Source organism: Pseudarthrobacter sp. 05T312 (assembly GCF_056396685.1).
In genome coordinates this window covers 118,236-138,132 of sequence record NZ_JBFTLY010000009.1, presented here as the reverse complement: position 1 = coordinate 138,132, position 19,897 = coordinate 118,236, and the positions used below count along the sequence as shown (strand labels likewise).

The following is a 19,897-nucleotide window of genomic DNA, read 5'->3' as shown; positions in this document are numbered from 1 at the left end:
CGGTCCTCCTAGGCCAGCAGTGCGGTGATGTCCGCGTCGTTCAGCCGGCGGAAGGCGCGCCGGGTGCCGCGGGTGTTCTCGGAGACCCTGTCCAGGACGGCAACTTCCAGCGCACTGGGCGGCAACGGTGCCGCCGGCTGGTCCCCCTCCTGGGCAGGGGTAAGTCCCTTCAGCGCCAGCCGCACGGCATCGGCAAAACCCAGCGAGGCCTGCCACCCTTCCCCGATGGCGGACGACACTTTCTCGGCCTGTCCGCCCATGACGACAAAGCTGTGTTCGTCGGCGATCGAACCGTCGAAGGTCAGCCGGTAGAGATGGTCTTCGGCCTGCGTCGGTCCCACTTCGGCGACGGCGAGTTCCACCTCGAAGGGCTTTTGCTCGGCGGTGAAGACAGCTCCCAGGCTTTGGGCGTACACGCTGGCCAGGCCCCGCGCGGTCACATCCTCACGGTCGTAGGAGTATCCCCGCACGTCGGCGTAGCGCACTCCGGCCTGCCGGAGGCTTTCGAATTCGTTGTATTTGCCGACGGCTGCGAACGCGATTTTGTCGTAGATTTCCCCGATCTTGTGCAGGGACGGCGACGGGTTCTCGGCCACGAGGGCGATGCCGTCGGCACAGCTGATGACCACTACGGAGCGGCCGCGCGCGATGCCCTTCCGCGCGAAGTCCGCGCGGTCCTTCATCAGCTGTTCAGGTGAGACATAGAACTGCTGGGTCATCTCAGGCCTCCCGTCCGGCGATGGTGCGCGCTTCGATCACACTGCGCGAGGCCGCCGCGAGGTCGGCTTCAGGGACGCGCCGGGCTCCGGTCCTGTCAACCGTGTACACCACGGGCCACAACTGGCGGACTGTATCCGGACCGCCGGTGGCCGAATCGTCGTCGGCGGCGTCATACAGGGATTCCACGGCAACGGAGAGTGCCTGCTCCGGGGCGAGGTTGGGCCGCCAAAGCTTCTTCAAGGCGCCGCGGGCGAACACGGAGCCGGAACCAACGGTGTGGTGTTCGTGTTCCTCGTACCTGCCGCCGGTGACATCGTAGGAAAACAGCCGCCCAACCCCGGCGCTGATGTCGAATCCGGCGAACAGGGGAACCACCGCCAGTCCCTGGAGGGCCAAGGGGAGGTTGCCCCTGATCATGGCACCCAAGCGGTTTGCCTTGCCTTCAAGGCTGAGCTGGGTGCCTTCAATCTTTTCGTAATGCTCGAGTTCAACCTGGAACAGCCGCGTCAGGTCAATGGCTATGCCAGCGGTTCCGGCGATGCCCAGGACGGAGAAGTGGTCAGCCGGGAAGACCTTCTCGATGTGCCTGCTGGCAATGACGTTTCCCATGGTGGCCCGCCTGTCCCCCGCCATCAGGACGCCGCCGCCGTAGCTCATGGCCACGATGGTGGTGGCATGGGGCACCTGGACCGGCGCGGCGGTTGACGCGCCTCCCTGGAAGGACCGGCTGAAGGGCAACAGCTCAGGCCGGTCCCGCTGCAGGTGTTCGGTAAAGGACGAGGTGGCGTTGGCGGCTACCTGGTTGGCGGTTGATTCCTGCACTCATCACTCCTTGAACGTGGTACTCACAACGTCGGTACAGATTCCGGCCGTCCGCGGCTTCAGCCACCCAGCGGTCCGGGTTACTGGCCGCCCTTTTGGACGAATGCCCGGACGAACTCTTCGGCGTTGGATTCGAGGACGCCGTCGATCTCGTCGAGCAGGTCATCCACGCCTTCGGTCGATGCCGAGGCCTGCGCCTCCGGTGCTGCCGGGGGTGCTTCGGGGATGTCTTCGTCGACCTGGGTGTCACGTGACTGCGGCTGCTGCTGCTCCTGGCCTGCCATTGGTTTCCCTCTTTCTTCCGTCGGTGGATCCGGCGGATCCTCCGATATGCCCATCCTGCCACGCGACGGGCGTTCCGGCGCGGTTTACGCCGCAGGCGGAGTGCTGTTGTGTCCCAGCAGTTCACCCAGGAACGGTCCCGCTTCCCGGTAGCGCTCAAACAACGCTCCAGTCAGGGCTTTGGTTCCCCTCAGGGGCTCACGGGTGGGTACCCGCTGAAGCCTCCCATAGCCGGGTACGTCGAAGATGACCGAATCCCAACTGGCCCCCACCACATCCTTGCCAAAGCTGCTGATGCACTTTCCCCGGAAGAACGCCCGGGTATCCGCCGGTGGCTCCGCCACGGCAGCTGCGATGGCGGAATCGTCCACCACCCGTTGCATCCGGTTCCTGGACAACAGCCGGTAGTAGAGGCCCTTCTCGGGCCTGATGTCGGCCCACTGCAGGTCGACTAGTCCCAGCCGCGCGTCGCTCCAGTCCAGGCCGTCGCGCTGGCGGTACCCGTCCAGCAGGGAGAGCTTGGCGAGCCATTCCACCGAGGTGGCCGCCGCGGCCCGGTCGCTGTCGAGCTGGGTGAGAACCGAAGCCCACCGTTCCAGGACCTCATGGGTGTGTCCGTCGCCGTCGACGGCATCGGCCACACCGGTGTCCTGGGCGAGTTTGGCGGCGGCCTCGTGGTACATCCACTGGAGATCAAGTGCCGTGACGCGCCTGCCGTCCAGCAACCGGACTTTGGCGGTCAGGGACGTATCGTGGCTCACCGTTTTGAGGGCGGTGACGGGCTCGTAGACTTCGATTTTCGGAGCCAGCCCGGCTTCGACCAGGCTGAGGACCAGGGCGGTGGTGCCGAACTTGAGGTAGTTGGACACCTGGCTCAGGTTGGCGTCCCCGATGATGACGTGCAGCCGCCGGTATTTGTCAGCGGTGGAATGGGGCTCATCCCGGGTGTTGATGATGGGCCGGCGGATGGTGGTTTCCAGGCCCACCTCCGCTTCGAAGAAGTCGGCGCGCTGGCTGATTTGGAAGCCAGGGGTGGAGCTGTCCTGTCCGATACTCAGCCGGCCTGCCCCGCACACCACCTGCCGGCTGACGAAGAACGGTGTCAGCCCACGCACAATATCCCCAAACGGGACTGACCTGGGCATGAGGTAGTTCTCGTGCGAGCCGTACGAAACGGATTTGTTGTCTGTGTTGTTCTTGTAGAGATTGACCGGCGGCAGGGTTGGGTCCGCTGCCAGTCTGCGTACGGCCGCCAGGCCCACCAGGTCGCCGGCGGCGTCCCAGGCCACCGCGTCCCGGGGGTTCGTTACCTCGGGGCTGGAGTACTCGGGATGGGCGTGGTCGACATAAAGCCGCGCTCCGTTGCCGAGGACCATGTTCATCAGGAGGCTCCCCGACTCGTCCTGCCCGTCGAGCTCCAGTTCCTCGCGGCCGTAGGCCAGGGCCACTGCCTCCGCATCGAGCACCGGCGGCTGGTCGGTCAGCTGCGAGGGATGGGCGGCACCGCGGTCCACCGTCCAGCCACGGGCATCGTGCAAAGGCTCCTCATCCGTGTAGTCCCAGCGCGTTTCCGCCCCGCCGGCCGCCCGCTGCCGGGTGACCTGGGCATATGCCTGGACCACGCGGGCGCTCATCATGGTGGCGTTGGCGGAAGGGGCTGACGGAGCGTGGATGCCGTATTCGGTTTCTGCCCCCATGACCCTCATGGCCCCGCCGGCGGGGAGGGCTTCCCCGGCGGCGGATCCCTGTGGACCCGTCACAGATACTGTCCAGTAGTGGGCATTGTCTCGATGGACTTGCCGGGCTCCTGGCCGGCTTTGCCCTGCACGATGGTGCGGATATAGGTAATCCGTTCACCTTTCTTCCCGGAGATGCGTGCCCAGTCATCGGGATTGGTGGTGTTGGGCATGTCCTCGTGCTCACGGAACTCGTCCACCACGGCGCGCAGCAGGTGCTCGATACGGAGCCCCTTCTGGTGGGATGTCAGAAGGTCCTTGATGGCATACTTCTTGGCCCTGTCCACCACGTTCTGCACCACGGCACCGGAGTTAAAGTCCTTGAAGTACAGCATTTCGGTGTCACCGTTGGCGTAGGTGACCTCCAGGAATTCGTTGGATTTGTCGGTGGAGTACATGGCCTCGACGGTGCGCTGGACCATGGCGTCGACGGTGGCCTGGACATCACCATTGTGTTCGGCCAGGTCTGATTCGTGGAACGGCAGGTCCGGCGTGATGTATTTGTTGAAGATGTCGGCCGCTGCCTCCGCATCGGGCCGTTGGATCTTGACCTTCACATCGAGCCGGCCGGGCCGGAGGATGGCGGGATCGATCATATCTTCGCGGTTGGATGCGCCGATGACGATCACATTGTCCAGCCGCTCGACGCCGTCGATCTCGCTGAGGAGCTGGGGCACGATGGTCGTTTCGACGTCGGACGAAATGCCGGTGCCGCGGGTGCGGAACAGCGAGTCCATTTCGTCGAAGAACACCACGACGGGGCTGCCGTCGGACGCCTTTTCCCGGGCGCGGGCGAAGATCAGGCGGATGTGCCGTTCGGTCTCACCCACGTACTTGTCCAGGAGTTCCGGGCCCTTGATGTTCAGGAAGTAGCTTTTAAGGTCAACATTCCCTGATCGCTCCGCGGCCCGGGCCGCGAGCGAGTTGGCAACGGCCTTGGCAATCAGGGTCTTGCCGCAGCCGGGAGGGCCGTACAGCAGGATGCCCTTGGGAGCCTTGAGTCCGTGTTCGCGGTAGAGGTCCGGATGCAGGAACGGCAGTTCCACGGCGTCCCGGATCTGCTCGATCTGGGGGCCAAGGCCGCCGATGTCCTCGTACGTGATGTCGGGGACTTCTTCGAGGACAAGGTTCTCCACCTCCGAGCGGGGCACCTTCTCCAGCGCGTATCCGGTCCTGGAATCGACGGAGAGGGCATCGCCGACCCTCAATTTTTCGGACAGGAGCGCACCGGAGAGCCGCACAACGCGTTCTTCGTCCGCGCGGCCCACCACAAGGGCGCGGTCCCGTCCGAGCATTTCCTTCAGGGTGGCCAGCTCACCGGCCCGCTCGTAGCCCAGCCCCGCGACGATCAGGAGTGCCTCGTTCAGCAGCACCTCCTGACCGACCGCAAGCTGGTTGATGTTGACCAGTGGGCTGATTCCCACGCGCATCTTCCGGCCCGCGTTGAAGATGTCCACCGATTCCTCGGTGGCAGCCTGGCCGCTGTTGCCGGGAGCGGGCTGCCGCTTCGGGTTGATTTGGAGGATGGTGCCAAAGCTGTAGGGCGGTTGCCCTTCCTGGTCCAGGGCGTTCTTCAGACGGAGAATCTCAGCCTTCGCCGTCTCGAGCATGCTGACCAGCTTCGAGTTGTTCTGCGTTGCCGCAGCCAACTGGCGGTCGATGTGCCTGAGCTTGTCCCGAAGTATGTTGACCTGGCGGTCAGCAACCGAGAGGTCGTTGGCGGCAGACTGCTCTGCCGGTGTACGTCCGGAGTCCTGGTTTGGTGTCTCCATGATGTATCAGCCCCTTCCTGCGCTTCTCTTAAGACATTAGTCCCAAGAGGCCGGGTAGGGATGGAGGCTCCCGAAATATGGACTAGTTCGTGACCTCGGGGTTGTCCACGACGTTGGTCCCCGCGATGGCGTCGCGGGCGGCACGGCGGAGCTTCTTGTCGGACACCGCCCGCTCCCCCACTGCTCCCGGAGTCCAGGCGTTGACGTCCTCTTCGTTGAATTCCGTCTTGGACGGGCGGCGCTTGACCGAGATGCCGGTGACGCCGTCTGCCAGCCGCCGGGTGACCAGCAGGAACCCGGTGTGGGCCACCATCCGGTGGTCAGGGCGCACGGCCAGGCCTTCCAGGTGCCAGCCCCGGACCATGGACTCCCAGGCATCGGGTTCGGTGAAGCGTCCGTCCGCCCGGATGGCTTCGGCAGTGCGGGAGAGCTGGGTGACCGTGGCGACATAGTTGATCCAGACGCCGCCAGGGGCCAAGACGGTGGCGACGGCGTCGAGGCACTCCCATGGCGCCAGCATGTCCAGGACCACGCGGTCCACGGAGCCGGGCTCCTCTGCCTTGACCACTTCCTCCTGGAAGTCCCCGAGGGAGATCTGCCACGCGGGGTGGGGGCCGCCGAAGATGGTTTCCACGTTTCCGCGGGCGATGTCCGCGAACTCCTCGCGCCGTTCGAAGGAGTGCAGGTAGCCGTTGTCGCCCACCGCGCGGAGCAGGGAAATGGAGAGGGCACCCGAGCCGACGCCGGCTTCCACGACGCGTGCGCCGGGGAAGATGTCCGCCATGGTGACGATCTGGCCGGCGTCCTTTGGATATACGACGGCGGCGCCGCGCGGCATCGACAGCACAAAGTCCGAGAGCAGGGGCCGGAGGGTCTGGTATTGCTGGCCCACGTTGTTGACCACCACCGAGCCGTCCACCTGGCCGATGATTTCGTCGTGGTTCAGGAAGCCGCGGTGGGTGTGGAAGGCGCCGCCGCGTTCCAGGGTGATGGTGTTCATCCGGCCACGCTCATCGGTCAGTTGGACGCGTTCGCCCTCCCGGAAAGGGCCCCGGCGACGGGCAGCGCCCACCGGCTGCGAGCCGCTGGCGGCAGCACCGGCTTGCGCTGCTCCCTTGGCGTCGTTGACGGCAGTTTCGCTGCTCATGTTTCTTCCTCGCTCCTGTAAACCTGTTGTGCCGCTGCCTGATGGTCCCAAGGACGCTGGGGCGTGCGGCGGCAATGCACGACCGGCAGGTAACTCTACCGGTTCTGGCCCTGCGGGTGCCTATCGTTGCGCAGGCGCTTCCCGGTGATGGCGGCGAGGACGGCTTCCTGCGTCAGCAAACCCGTGACAGTTCCGTTGTGGTCAACCACGGCGTAGTGGCGCCCCTCAAGCTGGGAGAGGAACTGGATAAGTTCCTGCCCTTTGGACCACTCCGGAATGAAGGCGCCGGCGGCCAAGGGAAACGAGACGGCGGTGACGGGGGTCGTATCTGCCGCTGCGCCCGGCACAGCTGCAAGGGCGCCCGGGTCCACCACGCCTTCCGGCCGTCCGTCGGGACCGCAGACCACCACGGACTTTGTTCCTGCGGCGCCCAGGCGCAGGGCGTCCCGGACCGTGCCGGTGGAGGGAACCCCGGCAGCCGGCGTCGACAAGGCTGCGGCGCTGACCAGCGGGAGCCGCCCGCGCAAGGTGCCCTGCTGGATGGAGGCGGATGCGCCCATCCAGAGGAATCCGCCCACCAGGATCGTGATCATCAGGAGGCTGAATTCGGGCTGGTCGCCGGCGAGGAACGGGCGAAGGAGGAACCAGTAACCGATGGCGAGGACGATGATCCGGCCGCCCCACCCGGCCGCCACGGTGCCTTTAGCCTGGCTGCCGGTCGCTTTCCAGACGATTGATTCGACCAGCCGGCCGCCGTCGAGCGGGAGGCCCGGCAGGACGTTGAAGACACCGATGAGGAAGTTGGCCCACATGAAGATGTTCGTCAGGATTTCGGCCACGCTTCCCAGGCTGTTGGTGCTGAGCACCAGCCACGCCCCGCCGGCCAGGACGAAGTTCGCGGCCGGCCCGGCCAGCGCAACCAGCACGGACCGGCCGGGAGAAGAGGTGAAGCTTTCAAACTGGGTGTGCCCGCCCCACAGGTTGAGGACGATCTTTTGCGTGGGCCAGCCGTAAATTTTTGCTGTCAGGGCGTGGGCGAGTTCGTGGACAAGGACGGAGATGAGCAGCAGCACGGCATAGGCGAAGGCCACGACGTAGGCGCTGACGCCCAGCATGGGGTTGTTTCGGGCAAGAACCGGCCCGTAGACAATCACCGTGAAGGCCGCGATCACGAACCACGAGTAAGCAAGGACAACGGGCACGCCAGCGATGCGTCCGAGCGGGATGCCTTCACGCCGCGCCGGGGCGCCCGAGGCGGGGCCTTGCCGGGTATCCGGTTCAGCCACGGTGACCACCGGGCGAGGCGGCCGAGCCAGCGGGACCGGCCGCCAGGAGCAGGGCTTCGAGCTCCTCCAGGCCCCGGCCGGACAGGGAATCCCACAGCGCGTAGCTGCCATTGTCCGGGAGGGGAACTATGTGCGGGACAGCCACGGTGGCCACGCCGGAGGCCACGGCCGCGGCCACGCCCGGCACGGAGTCCTCAAGGGCGACGCAGTGGTGGATCCCAAGGTCGGGATCGTCCTCCCGCAGGAGTTCGACGGCGGTCAGGTACGCTTCGGGATGCGGCTTGCCCTGGGTCACCGTGTCCCCGGTAACCAGCACATCAAAGTACGGCCGGGGAAGGCTGGCCACCACTTCGCGGGCCAACGGACCCTCTGACATGGTCACCAAAGCGCAGCGCACGCCGGCGAGGTGCAATTCCTCAAGGAGTTCGCGGGCACCGGGCCGCCACGGCACCTGCTGCTGGACGCTGCTGACCACCTGGGCGGTCAGGGTGTCGATTATTTCCCGGATTTCGAGTTCGACGCCGGCCTCCTGGAGCAGGCCGGCGGAAAACGTCAGCGACTGACCCACCAGCTGCATGGCCTGGTCATGGCTCCACGTTCCCCCGTGGGCCTCCACCAGCGCATGCTCCGCGGCGATCCAGTATGGCTCCGTGTCCACAATGGTCCCGTCCATGTCCCAGAGGACTGCTTTAAGCGGGGAACTGGCGGCAGGAATTGGCATAACGCCAGTCTACGGGGCGTGGCTGGGCGGAGGCTGTGGGCTACGCCCTTGGCGAATATGCAGTGGCCGGACACCCCATGGCTGGGTTTCACGGGATTTGCGGCGCTTCATTGCCTGCACGGGCCAGCCGCTTGGACGTAGGGTGAAGAAATGAATAGCTTCGAGGGAGACACCGCCGAACAGGGTGCCGGACCCGAGCGGGAACGGTTCCTGCAGCCTGTCGCTGACGGACGGCGCGTAACTGTGATGCTTGCCGCCTTTGAAGGGTGGAACGACGCCGGAGAAGCAGCCAGCGATTCGCTGCGCTACCTGAACAAATTGTGGGGCGGCAAGAAAGTCGCTTCCATCGATGCCGACGAGTACTACGACTTCCAGTTCACCCGCCCCACGGTGCGCAGGAACGCAGCCGGTGAACGGAAGATCAAATGGCCTTCCACCCGGATCTACAAGGCCAGTGCCCCCAACTCCAACGTGGACGTCATCTTCGTCCAGGGGACGGAGCCGTCCTATAAGTGGCGTGCCTACACCGCGGAGCTGCTGGTCCACGCCGAGGCCCTGAACGTGAATTACGTGGTGCTGGTGGGTGCGCTCCTGGCCGACGTTCCGCACAGCCGCCCAATCCCGGTGAGCACCTCGTCCGACGACGGCCCGCTCCGGGAGCGCATGAACCTCGAAGCTTCACAGTACGAGGGCCCCGTTGGGATCGTGGGCGTCCTGTCGGAGGTGGCCCTCCTGGCCGGCCTTCCCACCGTGTCGTTGTGGGCCGCAGTGCCGCACTATGTGGCCCAGGCGCCCTCCCCCAAAGCCCAGCTGGCCCTCCTGCACCGGATCGAGGAACTCCTCCAGGTGCCGCTGGACACGCACGAGCTGGCGGAGGAAGCTGACGCATGGGAGCGCGGCGTGGACGAGCTCGCCACCGAGGATCCTGAGATTGCCGCCTACGTCCGGCAGCTGGAGGAAGCCAAGGACACCGCTGACCTCCCGGAAGCCAGCGGCGAGTCCATCGCCCGTGAATTCGAGCGCTACCTGAAGCGCCGGGGCCAGGACCGGCCCTGACGCGGCCGTACTGACTGCCTTAACAGGAAGGGCCTGGCCGGGAGCGATCCCGCCAGGCCCTTTACCGTTTGCTGCTGTGTATGGACTCCTAGAGCCGGATACCCAGGAGCGCGTCCACCGCGTCCTTGACCAGCGCTGCGTCAGCGGCGCTGGTGGGAGCACCGCCGTCGTTCGCAGCCCGCGCCCAGCGCGATACCGCGGCAACCGCCGCCGGGGCGTCCAGGTCGGCCGCCAGCGCTTCACGCATCCCGGCCAGCAGTGCCGGGCCAGAACCCTCCGGGGCGTGGTCGAGAGCCGTGCGCCAGGCGGCCAGGTCTGCCTTTGCGGCCGCGAAGCCTTCGTCCGTCCAGGACCAATCCGACCGGTAGTGGTGGGCCAGGATGGCCAGGCGGATGGCCGCCGGATCCTCACCTGCCGCGCGCAGCTTGGACACCAGCACCAGGTTGCCCTTGGATTTGCTCATCTTTTCGCCGTCCAGGCCCACCATCCCCGCATGGGCGTAGTGCTTGGCCAGCGGGACGCCTGCCAGTGAATAGGCGTGGCCTGCACCCATTTCGTGGTGCGGGAAGATCAGGTCCGATCCGCCGCCCTGCACGGTGAAGGGCGCAGGGAGGTACTTCTGTGCGATCACGGTGCACTCAATGTGCCAGCCGGGCCGTCCCGGTCCGAGGCTGCCGCCAGGCCAGCTCGGTTCCCCTTCCCGTTCCACCCGCCAGAGCAGCGGGTCCAGGGCCTGCCGCTTTCCGGCCCGGCCCGGATCCCCGCCGCGCTCGGCGAAGAGCTCCAGCATGGCGCTTTCACCCAGGTGGGAAATGGACCCCAGGGCCCACGCATCAGGTGCCGTTGACTGCTTGCCGGCGGCTTCGACGTCGTAATAGACATCCCCGTCCGGTTCGCCGTTGGTGCCTGCCACCCGGTATGCCAGCCCCATGCTGACCAGCCGTTCCACTTCGGGGACGATCAGGCCGATGGATTCGACGGCGCCCACGTAGTTGTCCGGCGCGAGGACGTTCAGCGCCTCCATGTCGGTCTGGAAGAGTTCCACCTGTTCCGCGGCGAGGTCTCGCCAGTCGATGCCGGTGGCGGTGGCACGTTCCAGCAGGGGGTCGTCCACGTCGGTGACGTTCTGCACGTAGGAAACCTCGCTGCCTGCGTCTCGCCAGGCCCGGTTCAGCAGGTCAAAAGCCACATAGCTGGCGGCATGCCCCATGTGGGTTGCGTCGTAAGGAGTGATGCCGCAGACGTACATGGACGGCCGGGCCTCCCGTTCCAGTGCCACGTCGCGGCCCTGCGCTGTATCGAACAGCCGGATGGCGGGCATGTTTCCGGGCAGGGCAGGCACAGGGCGGGAAGTCCAGGATTTCACATGCCAAGCCTAGTCCTAGGCGCTGATGACGCCGAAACCGAGGAGGAGGTAGAGGGCGAGCCCGAGGAAGATCCGGTACCAGACAAAGACCCGGTAGCTGCGGGTGGAGACGAACTTCAGGAACCAGCCGATGATGACGTAGCCCACCACCAGGGCAATGACGGTGGCAAGCGCCGTCTCCGGAAGGCCGAAGGGTCCGGAGATCCCTTCCTTGGTGACCACCTTGTACAGCTGGTACAGCCCGCTGCCGAAGACGGCGGGGATGGCCAGCAGGAAGGAGTACCGTGCCGCGGCCTCACGGGTGTACCCCATCAGCAGGCCCGCGGTGATGGTGCCGCCGGACCGGGAGACGCCGGGAATAAGGGCCAGGGCCTGCGCCAGCCCATACAACATGCCGTGCTTGTAGGTCAGGTGGGCCAGGTCCCGCTTCTGGGCGCCGATTGCGTCCGCCACGGCGAGGATGAGGCCGAAGACGATCAGCATGGTGGCCACGATCCACATGCTGCGGAGCACGGATTCGATCTGGTCCTGGAAGAGCAGCCCCAGCACGATGATAGGCAGGCTGCCCAGAATCACCAGCCAGCCCATGCGCGCGTCAGGGTCCTGCCGGGGCACCTTGCCCGTCAGGGAGCCGGCCCAGGCCTTGACGATGCGGACAATGTCCCGCCAGAAAAAGATCAGGACGGCGGTCTCCGTGCCGAGCTGGGTGATGGCCGTAAAGGCTGCCCCCGGGTCCTGGGCGTTGGGGAGGAACTCCCCCACGATCCGCAGGTGCGCGCTTGATGAAATCGGTAGAAATTCGGTCAGTCCCTGCACTAGGCCCAGCAGGGCCGCTTCAAACCAGTTCACGCTAAGACCCTACGGCATGGCAGCGGTGCTCCTGCCCGTAAGCTTGCTGCTATGCAGCAGCGTTACGTCGGCAACAGTGGATTGCGAGTTTCAGCCCTCTCCCTTGGCACCCGGTCCTGGGGTGGCGACACTGATGAGCAGGACGCCTCGGAGTTGCTGCGCACCTTCCTTGAGGCGGGCGGCCGGCACGTGGATACGGCGGCGTCATATGCGGGCGGCGGATCGGAAGCGGTACTGGGATCGCTGCTGGGCGATGTGGTGTCCCGCACGGAAATTTCCATCTCCACGAAAGCGGGGATGACGACGCCGGATGGCCGGCGCGCCGTGGACACGTCACGCAATGCGATGCTCACCGGACTGGACGCCAGCCTGGCAAGGCTGGGCACGGACTACGTGGACGTCTGGTTCGCCGAAGCGTGGGATGGCAACGTTCCCCTCGACGAAACCCTTGCGGCGCTGGAATTCGCCGTCCGGACCGGGCGGGCCAGGTACGCGGGCATCTCTAACTACAGGGGCTGGCAGGCGGCGAAGGCCGCGGCGACCAGCAGTGTGCCGCTGGTGGCTGTCCAGGCCGAGTACTCGTTCCTTGACCGGACGGCGGAAGCGGAACTGATACCGGCCGCCGACGATGCCGGGCTCGGCCTGATGGCCTGGGCTCCCCTGGGCCGCGGGGTGCTCACAGGAAAGTACCGTGGCAGCATCCCGGCCGGTTCACGCGGCGCCTCCGTCAGCGAAGCCGCCTACGTGGAGCCGTATCTGGAGGAAAAGCCGTCGCGGATTGTGGATGCCGTGTGCATGGCAGCCAACGGGCTGGGCCGGACTCCGCAGGACGTTTCGCTGTCCTGGCTGCTGGCACAGCAGGGAGTTGCCACGGCGATCGTTGGTGCGCGCACGCCGGTGCAACTGAAGGAAGTCCTCGATGCCCAGTTGGCGCCCTTGCCGCCGCAGATTGCGCGCGCGCTGGAGGATGTTTCCGCGGTGTCTTAGGGCTTGTTCCCGGACTTCCCTGATACGTGGGCGCTGCTACTCCTCGACGATTTCGAGGTCTTCATCCTCGTCCACGTCGGCTTCTTCGTCCTCGTCATCCTCGTCGTCGAAGACCTGCAGGGGCGTTACTTCGTTGTAGGCCTCGTAAAGGGCGTCCTCGTAAACTTCGAAAGCATCGGCAACTGCGAAAAACGCTGCCTCAACGGAGGGATCACCGTCCCCGCGGCGGTTCGATGCTGCTATAAGGTGTTCTTCCAAAGCGGTGGTCAGGGACGAAAGCGCGACACGCGGATCGATGCTCATGACTTCACGTTAGCCGGAAAAGGACGAAAATGGAGAGCAAATGAAGGAACAATTTCTCACCAGCTCGGTCCAGCGGGAGCGGGATTATTTGCGGCAGTACGAGTACCTCGTACTGACCGTCAGCCCTGATGATTCCTTGCCGGAGGCGCGGCGCCGGCTCGTTGAACACTCCGAATACGGCAAGTGGGAACTGGAACGCAGCAAGCTTTACGTGGGCGGCGGCAGGCGCTTCTGGCTGCGGCGCCGGGTGATGCAGGTCCAGCGCACCGTTTGAGAATGTGCGGTCCAAAGGCTCGTTGAGCAATTCGCGGTCCAGCGGACTGTTCAGTCGTCCAACGGCCCCAGCCACGCGTTGGCTACGGTGTTATGCGCTGACTCATCGTCCGAGGGGTGGAATATCCCGGCCAGCACGTCGCGGTAAAGCCGCTCCAGCTCGGTTCCCCGGAAGTAGCTCGATCCCCCGCTGACGCGGATGGCGAGGTCCACCACGCGCCGCGCCGTTTCGGTGGCATTCACCTTCAGGCCCACCAGTTTAGGGAACCACTGGGATCCATGGTCAGCCAGGGCGTCGACGTCGGCGGTGACGGTCTTGAGCTGGGGGTAAAGGTTGTCCATGGCCATGGCAGCCTCTGCCACCTTCCAGCGGATGTCTGGGTCCTGCGCGTAGCTGCGGCCGCCGTTCTTGAAGGAGGTGCGCCTCTTCACGGTCTCCACGCCCACGACCAGGGCGCGTTCACCCAGTCCTGTATAGACGGCGGCAAGGAGGCTCTCGAAGCAGGCGAAGATGGCAAAGATCAGCGGGTCGGCGTTGGGGCCGACGGGCAGTTTGCGGAAGATGCGGCCGGCTGGAACTTTCACGCCATCCAGGACCGTGGTGGCCGACTGGCTGGCGCGCATGCCCAAGGTGTCCCAGTCGTCCAGGACCCGGTAGCCGGGAGTATCCCGCGTGAGGAACCCGTGGACCAGTTCACCGGCACCGTCCCGGGCTGCCGCATCTTTCCCGAAGATGCCCAGCCGGGTCCAGGCAGGCGACAGGCTGGTGAAAATCTTGGTACCGGTGAAGGAGTAGCCGCCGTCCTGTTCCGGTGTGGCGGTGGTCCGTGAATCGAAGAGGACCGAGTCGTTCCCGGCCTCCGAGTTGCCGAAAGCGAACACCTCGCGCTGGGCAGCTTCCTTGAGGACGAAATCGAGCGAGTTGTCGCCCCGCGCCGCCAGGACGTGGGCGACGCCGGTCCAGACCAGGTGCATGTTGACGGCCAAGGCGGTGGCCGGGGCAGCCGTTGCCAGCCTGCGCTGGCACTGCGCCGCCGCTTCGAGCCCAAACCCTGCGCCGCCGTCGGACGCTGGTACGAAAAGCTTCAAGTAGCCTGCCGCTGCCAGCTCCGTCAGGTCCTCGTGGAAGAAGGCGTTGTCACGGTCATAACCGGCGGCGCGGCTGCGGATGCGCTCCAGGAGCTCATCCGGCAGCAGTTCCTCTGGGCTCACGGCGGCCTCCTCTCAGTAGTTGGTGAGCAGCGTGTTCAGCACGCGGGCGCCGAACTTGAGGGAATCCGCGGGAACGCGCTCGTCCACCCCGTGGAACATGCCCGTGAAGTCCAGCTCGTCAGGCAGCATGAGGGGCGCGAAGCCGTAGCCGGTGATGCCCAGGCGGCTGAGTGACTTGTTGTCGGTGCCGCCGGAGAGTGTGTAAGGCAGCACCTTGGCGCCGGGATCCTCCTTGTGGAGCGCGTCGATCATGGAGTCCACGAGGTTGCCGGCGAAGGGGACCTCAAGCGAGACGTCGTTGTGAACGTAGCTGACATCCACGCCGTTGCCGGCGAGTTCGCGCACGATCTCCAGGACCTGCTGTTCCTGACCCGGGAGGGTACGGCAGTCCACCAGTGCTTCGGCAGACTCGGGAATGACATTGTGCTTGTAGCCGCCCTTGAGGAGGGTGGGGTTGGTGGTGTTCTGCAGGGTGGCCCCGACGAACCTTGCCACGGTGCCAAGCTGGTCAAGCAGCAGGTCCGGATTGTCGGCGTCGAACTCCACTCCCGTGAGTTCCGTCACCCCGTCAAGGAACTGGCGTGTGGTGGGTGTGAGCTCGATGGGCCACTTGTACTCGCCGATCCTGGTCACGGCAGCAGCGAGCCGGGTGACTGCGTTGTCCGTGTTGATCTGCGAACCGTGGCCGGCCCTTCCATGTGCCACGAGGCGGAGCCAGGAGATGCCCTTCTCCGCGGTCTGCAACAGGTATGTGCGCTGGCCGCCGATGGTGGCTGAGAAGCCGCCCACCTCGGAGATGGCCTCGGTGGCGCCCTCGAACAATTCGGGCCGGTTGTCCACGGCGTAGCGGGCGCCATATACGCCGCCGGCCTCCTCGTCGGCGAAGAACGCGAAGATGATGTCGCGCTTGGGCTTCCGGCCCTCCCTGGCAAATCCCCTCAGGACCGACAGGATCATGGCGTCCATGTCCTTCATATCGACGGCGCCGCGTCCCCAAATGAGGCCGTCCTTCAGTTCCGCACCGAAGGGGTCAACGGACCACTGGTCCCGGAGTGCGGGAACGACGTCCAAGTGTCCGTGCACCACCAGCGCGCTGGCCGAGGGGTCCTCCCCTGCCATCCTGGTGACAACGTTCGCCCGGCCGGGGGCGGATTCGAATATTTCCGCTGTCAGTCCAACTTCCTCGATGAGGCCGGCGGCGTATTCGGCCGCCGCACGCTCGCCTGGCCCTGAACCGTCACCGTAGTTGGAGGTGTCGATCCGGATGAGTTGCTGGCAGATCCGGACAACTTCATCCTCGGGCAGGACGTCAGGCATTGGATGCTCCTTGGTAGGGAATGACTGGCTGGCACGGGCAAAACCGCTGCCCTCAGCCTACCCAGTTGCCCCGATTCGTTGTTCTACGAAAAGTCGTGTTAGAGTTTTTCTCGCTGCTTCGGAGAGGCGCGAAACGCTGAAAGGCGGGACGGCTTCCCGAAATACCACCTGCGCGGGTGGCGGAATGGCAGACGCGCTAGCTTGAGGTGCTAGTCCTCGAAAGGGGGTGGGGGTTCAAGTCCCCCTCCGCGCACAAAAGGGAAAACCCCGGAACATCACTGATGTTCCGGGGTTTTTCGTGTATCCAGTGGGCGAAACGCTTCCACCCCCTGGCCGGCGGCGTCCGAGGCGTCAGCGAACCCAAATTATCCGCGCCGCGACTCGTATGGGCATCGAATTCGGCAAAGCACCGATACCCTAGGGGCAACCGCACCAGAGCCGGTATCGTCCCACGTCAACAGGGGTTTGGGGTCTGGGCACACCGTCGATCACCAAGGCGCGTCCCGCTGCCCGGGCCAGGAAGCAGAACCGTGAAAAATACCAGACCCCTGTCACTCGCGCTGGCCGTCATCGCAGTCGCAGGCGGCTCGTTCCTTGGCAATGCCGGGGCCCGGGCTTCATCCCAGGAGAACAATCCCTGCCAGCGGCTCTCGGCCGGCCAGGTCAAGTACAACAGCTTTGGCGCCAACCGGGTCACTTTTGCAACCGCAACGTCCCGTGAATCCAACGTCGTCACCCTTACCGGGTGCGTTCGCTCCGGCAACGGCTACGTCCAGGAATGGCAGGACTGGGGTTATGCAGGCCTGAAAGGCTTCGCCGGACCTGGCCTGACCTGGGAGGACACGTTCAAATCACCAACAGGGTCATACAGCGTCACTGAGGCCCTGGGCCGCTCCAACCCCGGAACAGCCCTCAGCTACCACACGGTCACCCCTGACTCCCGCTGGGGCGGCGAATACGGTCCGACTTACAACCAATACTTCGAAGGCCGCGGCGGCCCCTCGGACGAGAATCTCTACACCTACATGAACCAGGGCTATTACGAACAGGCGGCGGTCATCAACTACAACCGCCAGCCCGACATGAACACCGTGCAGGGGGCCTCATACGCGATCTTCCTGCACGCGGGCCGCACCACCTCCGCCGGCTGCCTGTCCACCAGCCTGGAGGTGGTCAACAGATTCCTCCGCAGCAACCGCCCCGGGGACCGGATCATCATGGGCGCCGTCGACGACATTTTCACCCCGTACTCCGCGAATCCTTTTGGCGCCATCAGCGGAAAGTACGCAGCCACCGGCGGTCCGGCCGGCGGCCTTGGCAACCCCGCCTCCAATGAAACCGGCGGGCTAAAAGACGGCGGGGCCTACCAGAATTACCAGGGTGGGGCGATCGTTTGGTCGCCGGGCACCGGCGCCAGGCTCTCGGTTGGGGCCACCCGCGGGAAGTGGGCCGAATATGGATTCGAGAACGGGAGCCTCGGCTACCCGGTTGCCGACGAAGTCGGTGGGCTCCGCAATGGCGGCGTCTACCAGAATTACCAAGGCGGAGCCATCGTCTGGTCGCCGGGCACCGGCGCGCACATCTCGGTCGGCGCGATCAGGGACGCGTGGGCCCGGACCGGGTTCGAGAACGGCGCTCTCGGCTACCCGATCAGTGATGAAATTGGGGGCCTGAAGGACGGCGGCATCTACCAGGCGTACCAAAACGGGGCCATCTTCTGGTCCCCCGCCACCGGCGCCCATGCCATCACCGCCGCGATCCATACCAAATGGCGCGCACAAGGGGCGGAAAACGGGCCGCTCGGCTATCCGACAACCGACGAGGTCCGGGGCATCAGGGACGGCGGCACATGGCAGGGGTTCCAGGGTGGCGCCATCATGTTTTCCCCGGCCTCGGGCGCAGCCATCAGCAGCGGCCCGATCCGTGACAAATGGGCCGCCACCGGCTTCGAAAGTGGCCGCCTGGGGTACCCCGTCACAGATGTCATCACAGGACTGAAAGACGGTGGAGCCTTCCAGAACTACCAGGGCGGGGCGATCCTTCTGACGCCAGGCGTTGGCCCCGTTCTCTCCGTTGGCGCTATCCGCAGCGTGTGGGCGGGACAGGACTTCGAGCACGGACCCCTCGGCTACCCGGTCACGGACGAGTTCGGCCTGCGAAGTGGTGTCGCCCAGGAATACCAAGGCGGCTATATCACCGCCGGCCAGTCGGGTGTCTTTACCGTGACGGGAGCAACCGCTGAGCCACTAAAGGCCAACCAGTGGCTTGGCACAGCAACCACCAAGGCCAACCCGGCGAAGGACGGCGGCACGTGGCAGGGCTTCGAGCAGGGGGTCATCATGTGGTCGCCCGCCACCGGAGCTCATATCTCCTACGGTGCAACCCGGGACGTATGGGCCCAGCAGGGGTATGAATATGGACCCCTGGGCTACCCGACGTCAAACGACCTCGGGCTCAACAGCGGGTTCTACCAGACTTACCAGGGCGGAACCATCTACTGGTCTCCGTCCACGGGCCCCCACGCACTTCTTGCCGACTACGCGAAAAAGTACGATGACATCCAGGGCTCCGGCGTCCTGGGCTTCCCCGAATCGGGGAGGGTCACCGGCCTGAAGGATGGCGGCTCATACCAAAACTTCGAGAGGGGCGCCCTGATCTTCGCTCCTGCCGTGGGGGTTCGCGTCTCAGTGGGCAAAACCCGTGATGCGTGGGCGGCGGCCGGATTCGAATTCGGCCGGCTAGGCTACCCGACCACGGATAACTACATCACCGCGGACGGCAGTACCGTTCAGGATTTCCAGGGCGGACGTGTCACCGTTCCCAAAGACGGTAACGCCAGGATCGATTATGGCGCCTCCTGAATCCCGCACGGGATGCGATCCCGGTGCGGACTGGGCAGCTAGGGGGTAATAGTCAGCGGCTTTGTCCTTGCAGCGCACGAGGCCCGGCTGAAACCTTCCGCGTGGCGAACGCGGTTATTCGTCCCGGTATCGTCACACCAATCCACGCCGAACGGGTAGGCCTCAACACTGGCCTCCCCCGGCGCTGCCTGCAGCGGCACGTCAAACTGGAATGCAAACCCGCCGGCATCGTTCATCGCGGCAGTCGTGCTGACGAAGGCGTGGCCGGCGGCGTCGGTAACTGAGACGTAAATCCGGGCGTTCTGTCCGTATCGGGGATTGCAGTCGGCGTCGGCCGCGTGGACGGTGACGGAGTCTCCGCGTCCTGCAACGCCGGGGCTCACCTCATAGCTGGGAGGAAAGCAGGGCGGCTCTCCTTGCCATGACCCGGCACAGGCGGACAAATAACAGGCGGACAAGAGGCAGCCCATGGCCGCCGTGACAGCTCTCGTCGCCCGCGGGTTTGCCCTCAAAGCCCAAAATCCCATGGGGCAAGTATGTTCAGCGTCACCGGTCACGGGGCCGGTTCGTCGCCATTTGTCGCCGGATCGTTGCTCCGCGGACCAGCGGCAGCTGATGCGGCGTCCCCGGGCACACTCAGGCCAGGCGCGCCTTCACAATCTCGCTGACGGCTTTGCCGTCGAAACGCCCTCCGATTTTGGGCGTCACGGATTTCATGACAGTACCCATGGAGCGCATGGTCAGCACATCACCGTCCGCCCTCAGTTCCGCGATGACGCCGTCCACGATCGCCTCGGCCTCCGCCCGGCTCAAGGCTTTCGGAAGGTAGGCCTCAATGACCTCGGCCTCGGCAATCTCCGCCTCAGCCCGGTCGTCATGACCCGCCGCCGTATACGTGGCTGCGGTGTCCCGGCGCTTCGCGGCCTCTTTCTGCAGCAGCGCGGTGACCTGGAGATCGTCCAGTTCAACCGGGGTCTTACCCGACTTCTCCCGCGTTTCGATCTCACCGAGGACGTTGCGCACCGTCGTAAGAGCGACACGGTTGCCCGCCTTCATGTGCACGACGACGTCGCCCTTCAACTGTTCCTTCAATGACATGGCGTGCCTCGTTCTTCGTTGGTGGGGAGCCTTCCGGGACAAGCCTATTCCGCGTGCGGCCGGAGTGGCGCCGCGTGCCGGTTCGTTCC

The 19,897-nt window shown here is 65.3% G+C and carries 19 protein-coding genes and 1 tRNA gene; 5 read left to right on the top strand and 15 right to left on the bottom strand.

The window, feature by feature from the left end:
- Positions 1-8 precede the first annotated feature (8 nt).
- The 8 genes from prcA to AC1DIP_RS13555 form a co-directional block, all read right to left on the bottom strand.
- Positions 9-719, bottom strand: coding sequence for a proteasome subunit alpha (gene prcA / locus AC1DIP_RS13590; RefSeq protein WP_476211113.1), 711 nt, complete (start codon positions 717-719; stop codon positions 9-11).
- 1 nt (position 720) lies between these two features.
- Positions 721-1,542 carry a proteasome subunit beta gene (gene prcB / locus AC1DIP_RS13585; protein WP_476211111.1) on the bottom strand — a complete coding sequence of 274 codons (822 nt, stop codon included), beginning with the start codon at positions 1,540-1,542 and terminating at the stop codon, positions 721-723.
- Positions 1,543-1,622: 80 nt separating this feature from the next.
- The gene (locus tag AC1DIP_RS13580) at positions 1,623-1,826 is read right to left on the bottom strand and encodes a ubiquitin-like protein Pup (RefSeq protein ID WP_141160425.1); all 204 of its coding nucleotides are present in this window, start codon (positions 1,824-1,826) and stop codon (positions 1,623-1,625) included.
- An 84-nt stretch (positions 1,827-1,910) separates the two neighbouring features.
- Entirely contained in the window at positions 1,911-3,530 is a 1,620-nt protein-coding gene (gene dop, locus AC1DIP_RS13575; RefSeq protein ID WP_476211889.1) for a depupylase/deamidase Dop, read from the bottom strand.
- Between the two features lie 50 nt (positions 3,531-3,580).
- A complete protein-coding gene (gene arc / locus AC1DIP_RS13570; protein WP_141160427.1) occupies positions 3,581-5,332 on the bottom strand; it encodes a proteasome ATPase in 1,752 nt (583 codons plus the stop codon).
- An 82-nt stretch (positions 5,333-5,414) separates the two neighbouring features.
- The gene (locus tag AC1DIP_RS13565) at positions 5,415-6,479 is read right to left on the bottom strand and encodes a tRNA (adenine-N1)-methyltransferase (protein WP_476211109.1); all 1,065 of its coding nucleotides are present in this window, start codon (positions 6,477-6,479) and stop codon (positions 5,415-5,417) included.
- Positions 6,480-6,574: 95 nt separating this feature from the next.
- Positions 6,575-7,765 (bottom strand): site-2 protease family protein, encoded by a 1,191-nt coding sequence (locus AC1DIP_RS13560; protein WP_476211107.1) that lies wholly within the window; start codon positions 7,763-7,765, stop codon positions 6,575-6,577.
- A complete protein-coding gene (locus AC1DIP_RS13555) occupies positions 7,758-8,438 on the bottom strand; it encodes an HAD-IA family hydrolase (protein ID WP_476211887.1) in 681 nt (226 codons plus the stop codon). Before AC1DIP_RS13555 ends, AC1DIP_RS13560 begins: the two co-directional genes overlap by 8 nt.
- A gap of 198 nt (positions 8,439-8,636) precedes the next feature.
- On the opposite strand from AC1DIP_RS13555, the gene AC1DIP_RS13550 reads away from it, so the two are divergent.
- Positions 8,637-9,542, top strand: a complete 906-nt coding sequence (locus tag AC1DIP_RS13550; RefSeq protein ID WP_476211106.1) for a PAC2 family protein — start codon at positions 8,637-8,639, stop codon at positions 9,540-9,542.
- An 88-nt stretch (positions 9,543-9,630) separates the two neighbouring features.
- Here AC1DIP_RS13550 and mshC read toward each other — a convergent pair whose 3' ends face one another.
- Both mshC and AC1DIP_RS13540 read right to left on the bottom strand, forming a co-directional pair.
- Entirely contained in the window at positions 9,631-10,908 is a 1,278-nt protein-coding gene (gene mshC / locus AC1DIP_RS13545) for a cysteine--1-D-myo-inosityl 2-amino-2-deoxy-alpha-D-glucopyranoside ligase (RefSeq protein WP_476211104.1), read from the bottom strand.
- 15 nt (positions 10,909-10,923) lie between these two features.
- Positions 10,924-11,757 (bottom strand): undecaprenyl-diphosphate phosphatase, encoded by an 834-nt coding sequence (locus AC1DIP_RS13540; protein WP_476211103.1) that lies wholly within the window; start codon positions 11,755-11,757, stop codon positions 10,924-10,926.
- 51 nt (positions 11,758-11,808) lie between these two features.
- Here AC1DIP_RS13540 and AC1DIP_RS13535 point away from each other — a divergent pair, with 51 nt between their 5' ends.
- Positions 11,809-12,744 (top strand): aldo/keto reductase, encoded by a 936-nt coding sequence (locus AC1DIP_RS13535; protein WP_476211102.1) that lies wholly within the window; start codon positions 11,809-11,811, stop codon positions 12,742-12,744.
- Between the two features lie 36 nt (positions 12,745-12,780).
- Here AC1DIP_RS13535 and AC1DIP_RS13530 read toward each other — a convergent pair whose 3' ends face one another.
- Positions 12,781-13,047 carry a hypothetical protein gene (locus tag AC1DIP_RS13530; protein ID WP_141160435.1) on the bottom strand — a complete coding sequence of 89 codons (267 nt, stop codon included), beginning with the start codon at positions 13,045-13,047 and terminating at the stop codon, positions 12,781-12,783.
- Positions 13,048-13,087: 40 nt separating this feature from the next.
- On the opposite strand from AC1DIP_RS13530, the gene AC1DIP_RS13525 reads away from it, so the two are divergent.
- Positions 13,088-13,321 (top strand): DUF5703 family protein, encoded by a 234-nt coding sequence (locus tag AC1DIP_RS13525; RefSeq protein ID WP_018771130.1) that lies wholly within the window; start codon positions 13,088-13,090, stop codon positions 13,319-13,321.
- Positions 13,322-13,371: 50 nt separating this feature from the next.
- Here the strand turns inward: AC1DIP_RS13525 and AC1DIP_RS13520 are convergent, their stop codons facing one another.
- Together AC1DIP_RS13520 and AC1DIP_RS13515 are read right to left on the bottom strand one after the other, a co-directional pair.
- Entirely contained in the window at positions 13,372-14,532 is a 1,161-nt protein-coding gene (locus AC1DIP_RS13520) for an acyl-CoA dehydrogenase family protein (RefSeq protein WP_476211099.1), read from the bottom strand.
- Between the two features lie 12 nt (positions 14,533-14,544).
- A complete protein-coding gene (locus AC1DIP_RS13515; protein ID WP_476211097.1) occupies positions 14,545-15,849 on the bottom strand; it encodes a M20/M25/M40 family metallo-hydrolase in 1,305 nt (434 codons plus the stop codon).
- 170 nt (positions 15,850-16,019) lie between these two features.
- Here AC1DIP_RS13515 and AC1DIP_RS13510 point away from each other — a divergent pair.
- A tRNA-Leu gene (locus AC1DIP_RS13510) sits at positions 16,020-16,102 on the top strand.
- Between the two features lie 277 nt (positions 16,103-16,379).
- Positions 16,380-18,710, top strand: coding sequence for a hypothetical protein (locus tag AC1DIP_RS13505; RefSeq protein WP_477734050.1), 2,331 nt, complete (start codon positions 16,380-16,382; stop codon positions 18,708-18,710).
- A 38-nt stretch (positions 18,711-18,748) separates the two neighbouring features.
- On the opposite strand, the gene AC1DIP_RS13500 is transcribed toward AC1DIP_RS13505, so the two are convergent.
- Entirely contained in the window at positions 18,749-19,093 is a 345-nt protein-coding gene (locus tag AC1DIP_RS13500) for a hypothetical protein (RefSeq protein ID WP_477734049.1), read from the bottom strand.
- Between the two features lie 253 nt (positions 19,094-19,346).
- Positions 19,347-19,808, bottom strand: a complete 462-nt coding sequence (locus tag AC1DIP_RS13495; RefSeq protein ID WP_476211093.1) for a GatB/YqeY domain-containing protein — start codon at positions 19,806-19,808, stop codon at positions 19,347-19,349.
- Positions 19,809-19,897 lie beyond the last annotated feature (89 nt).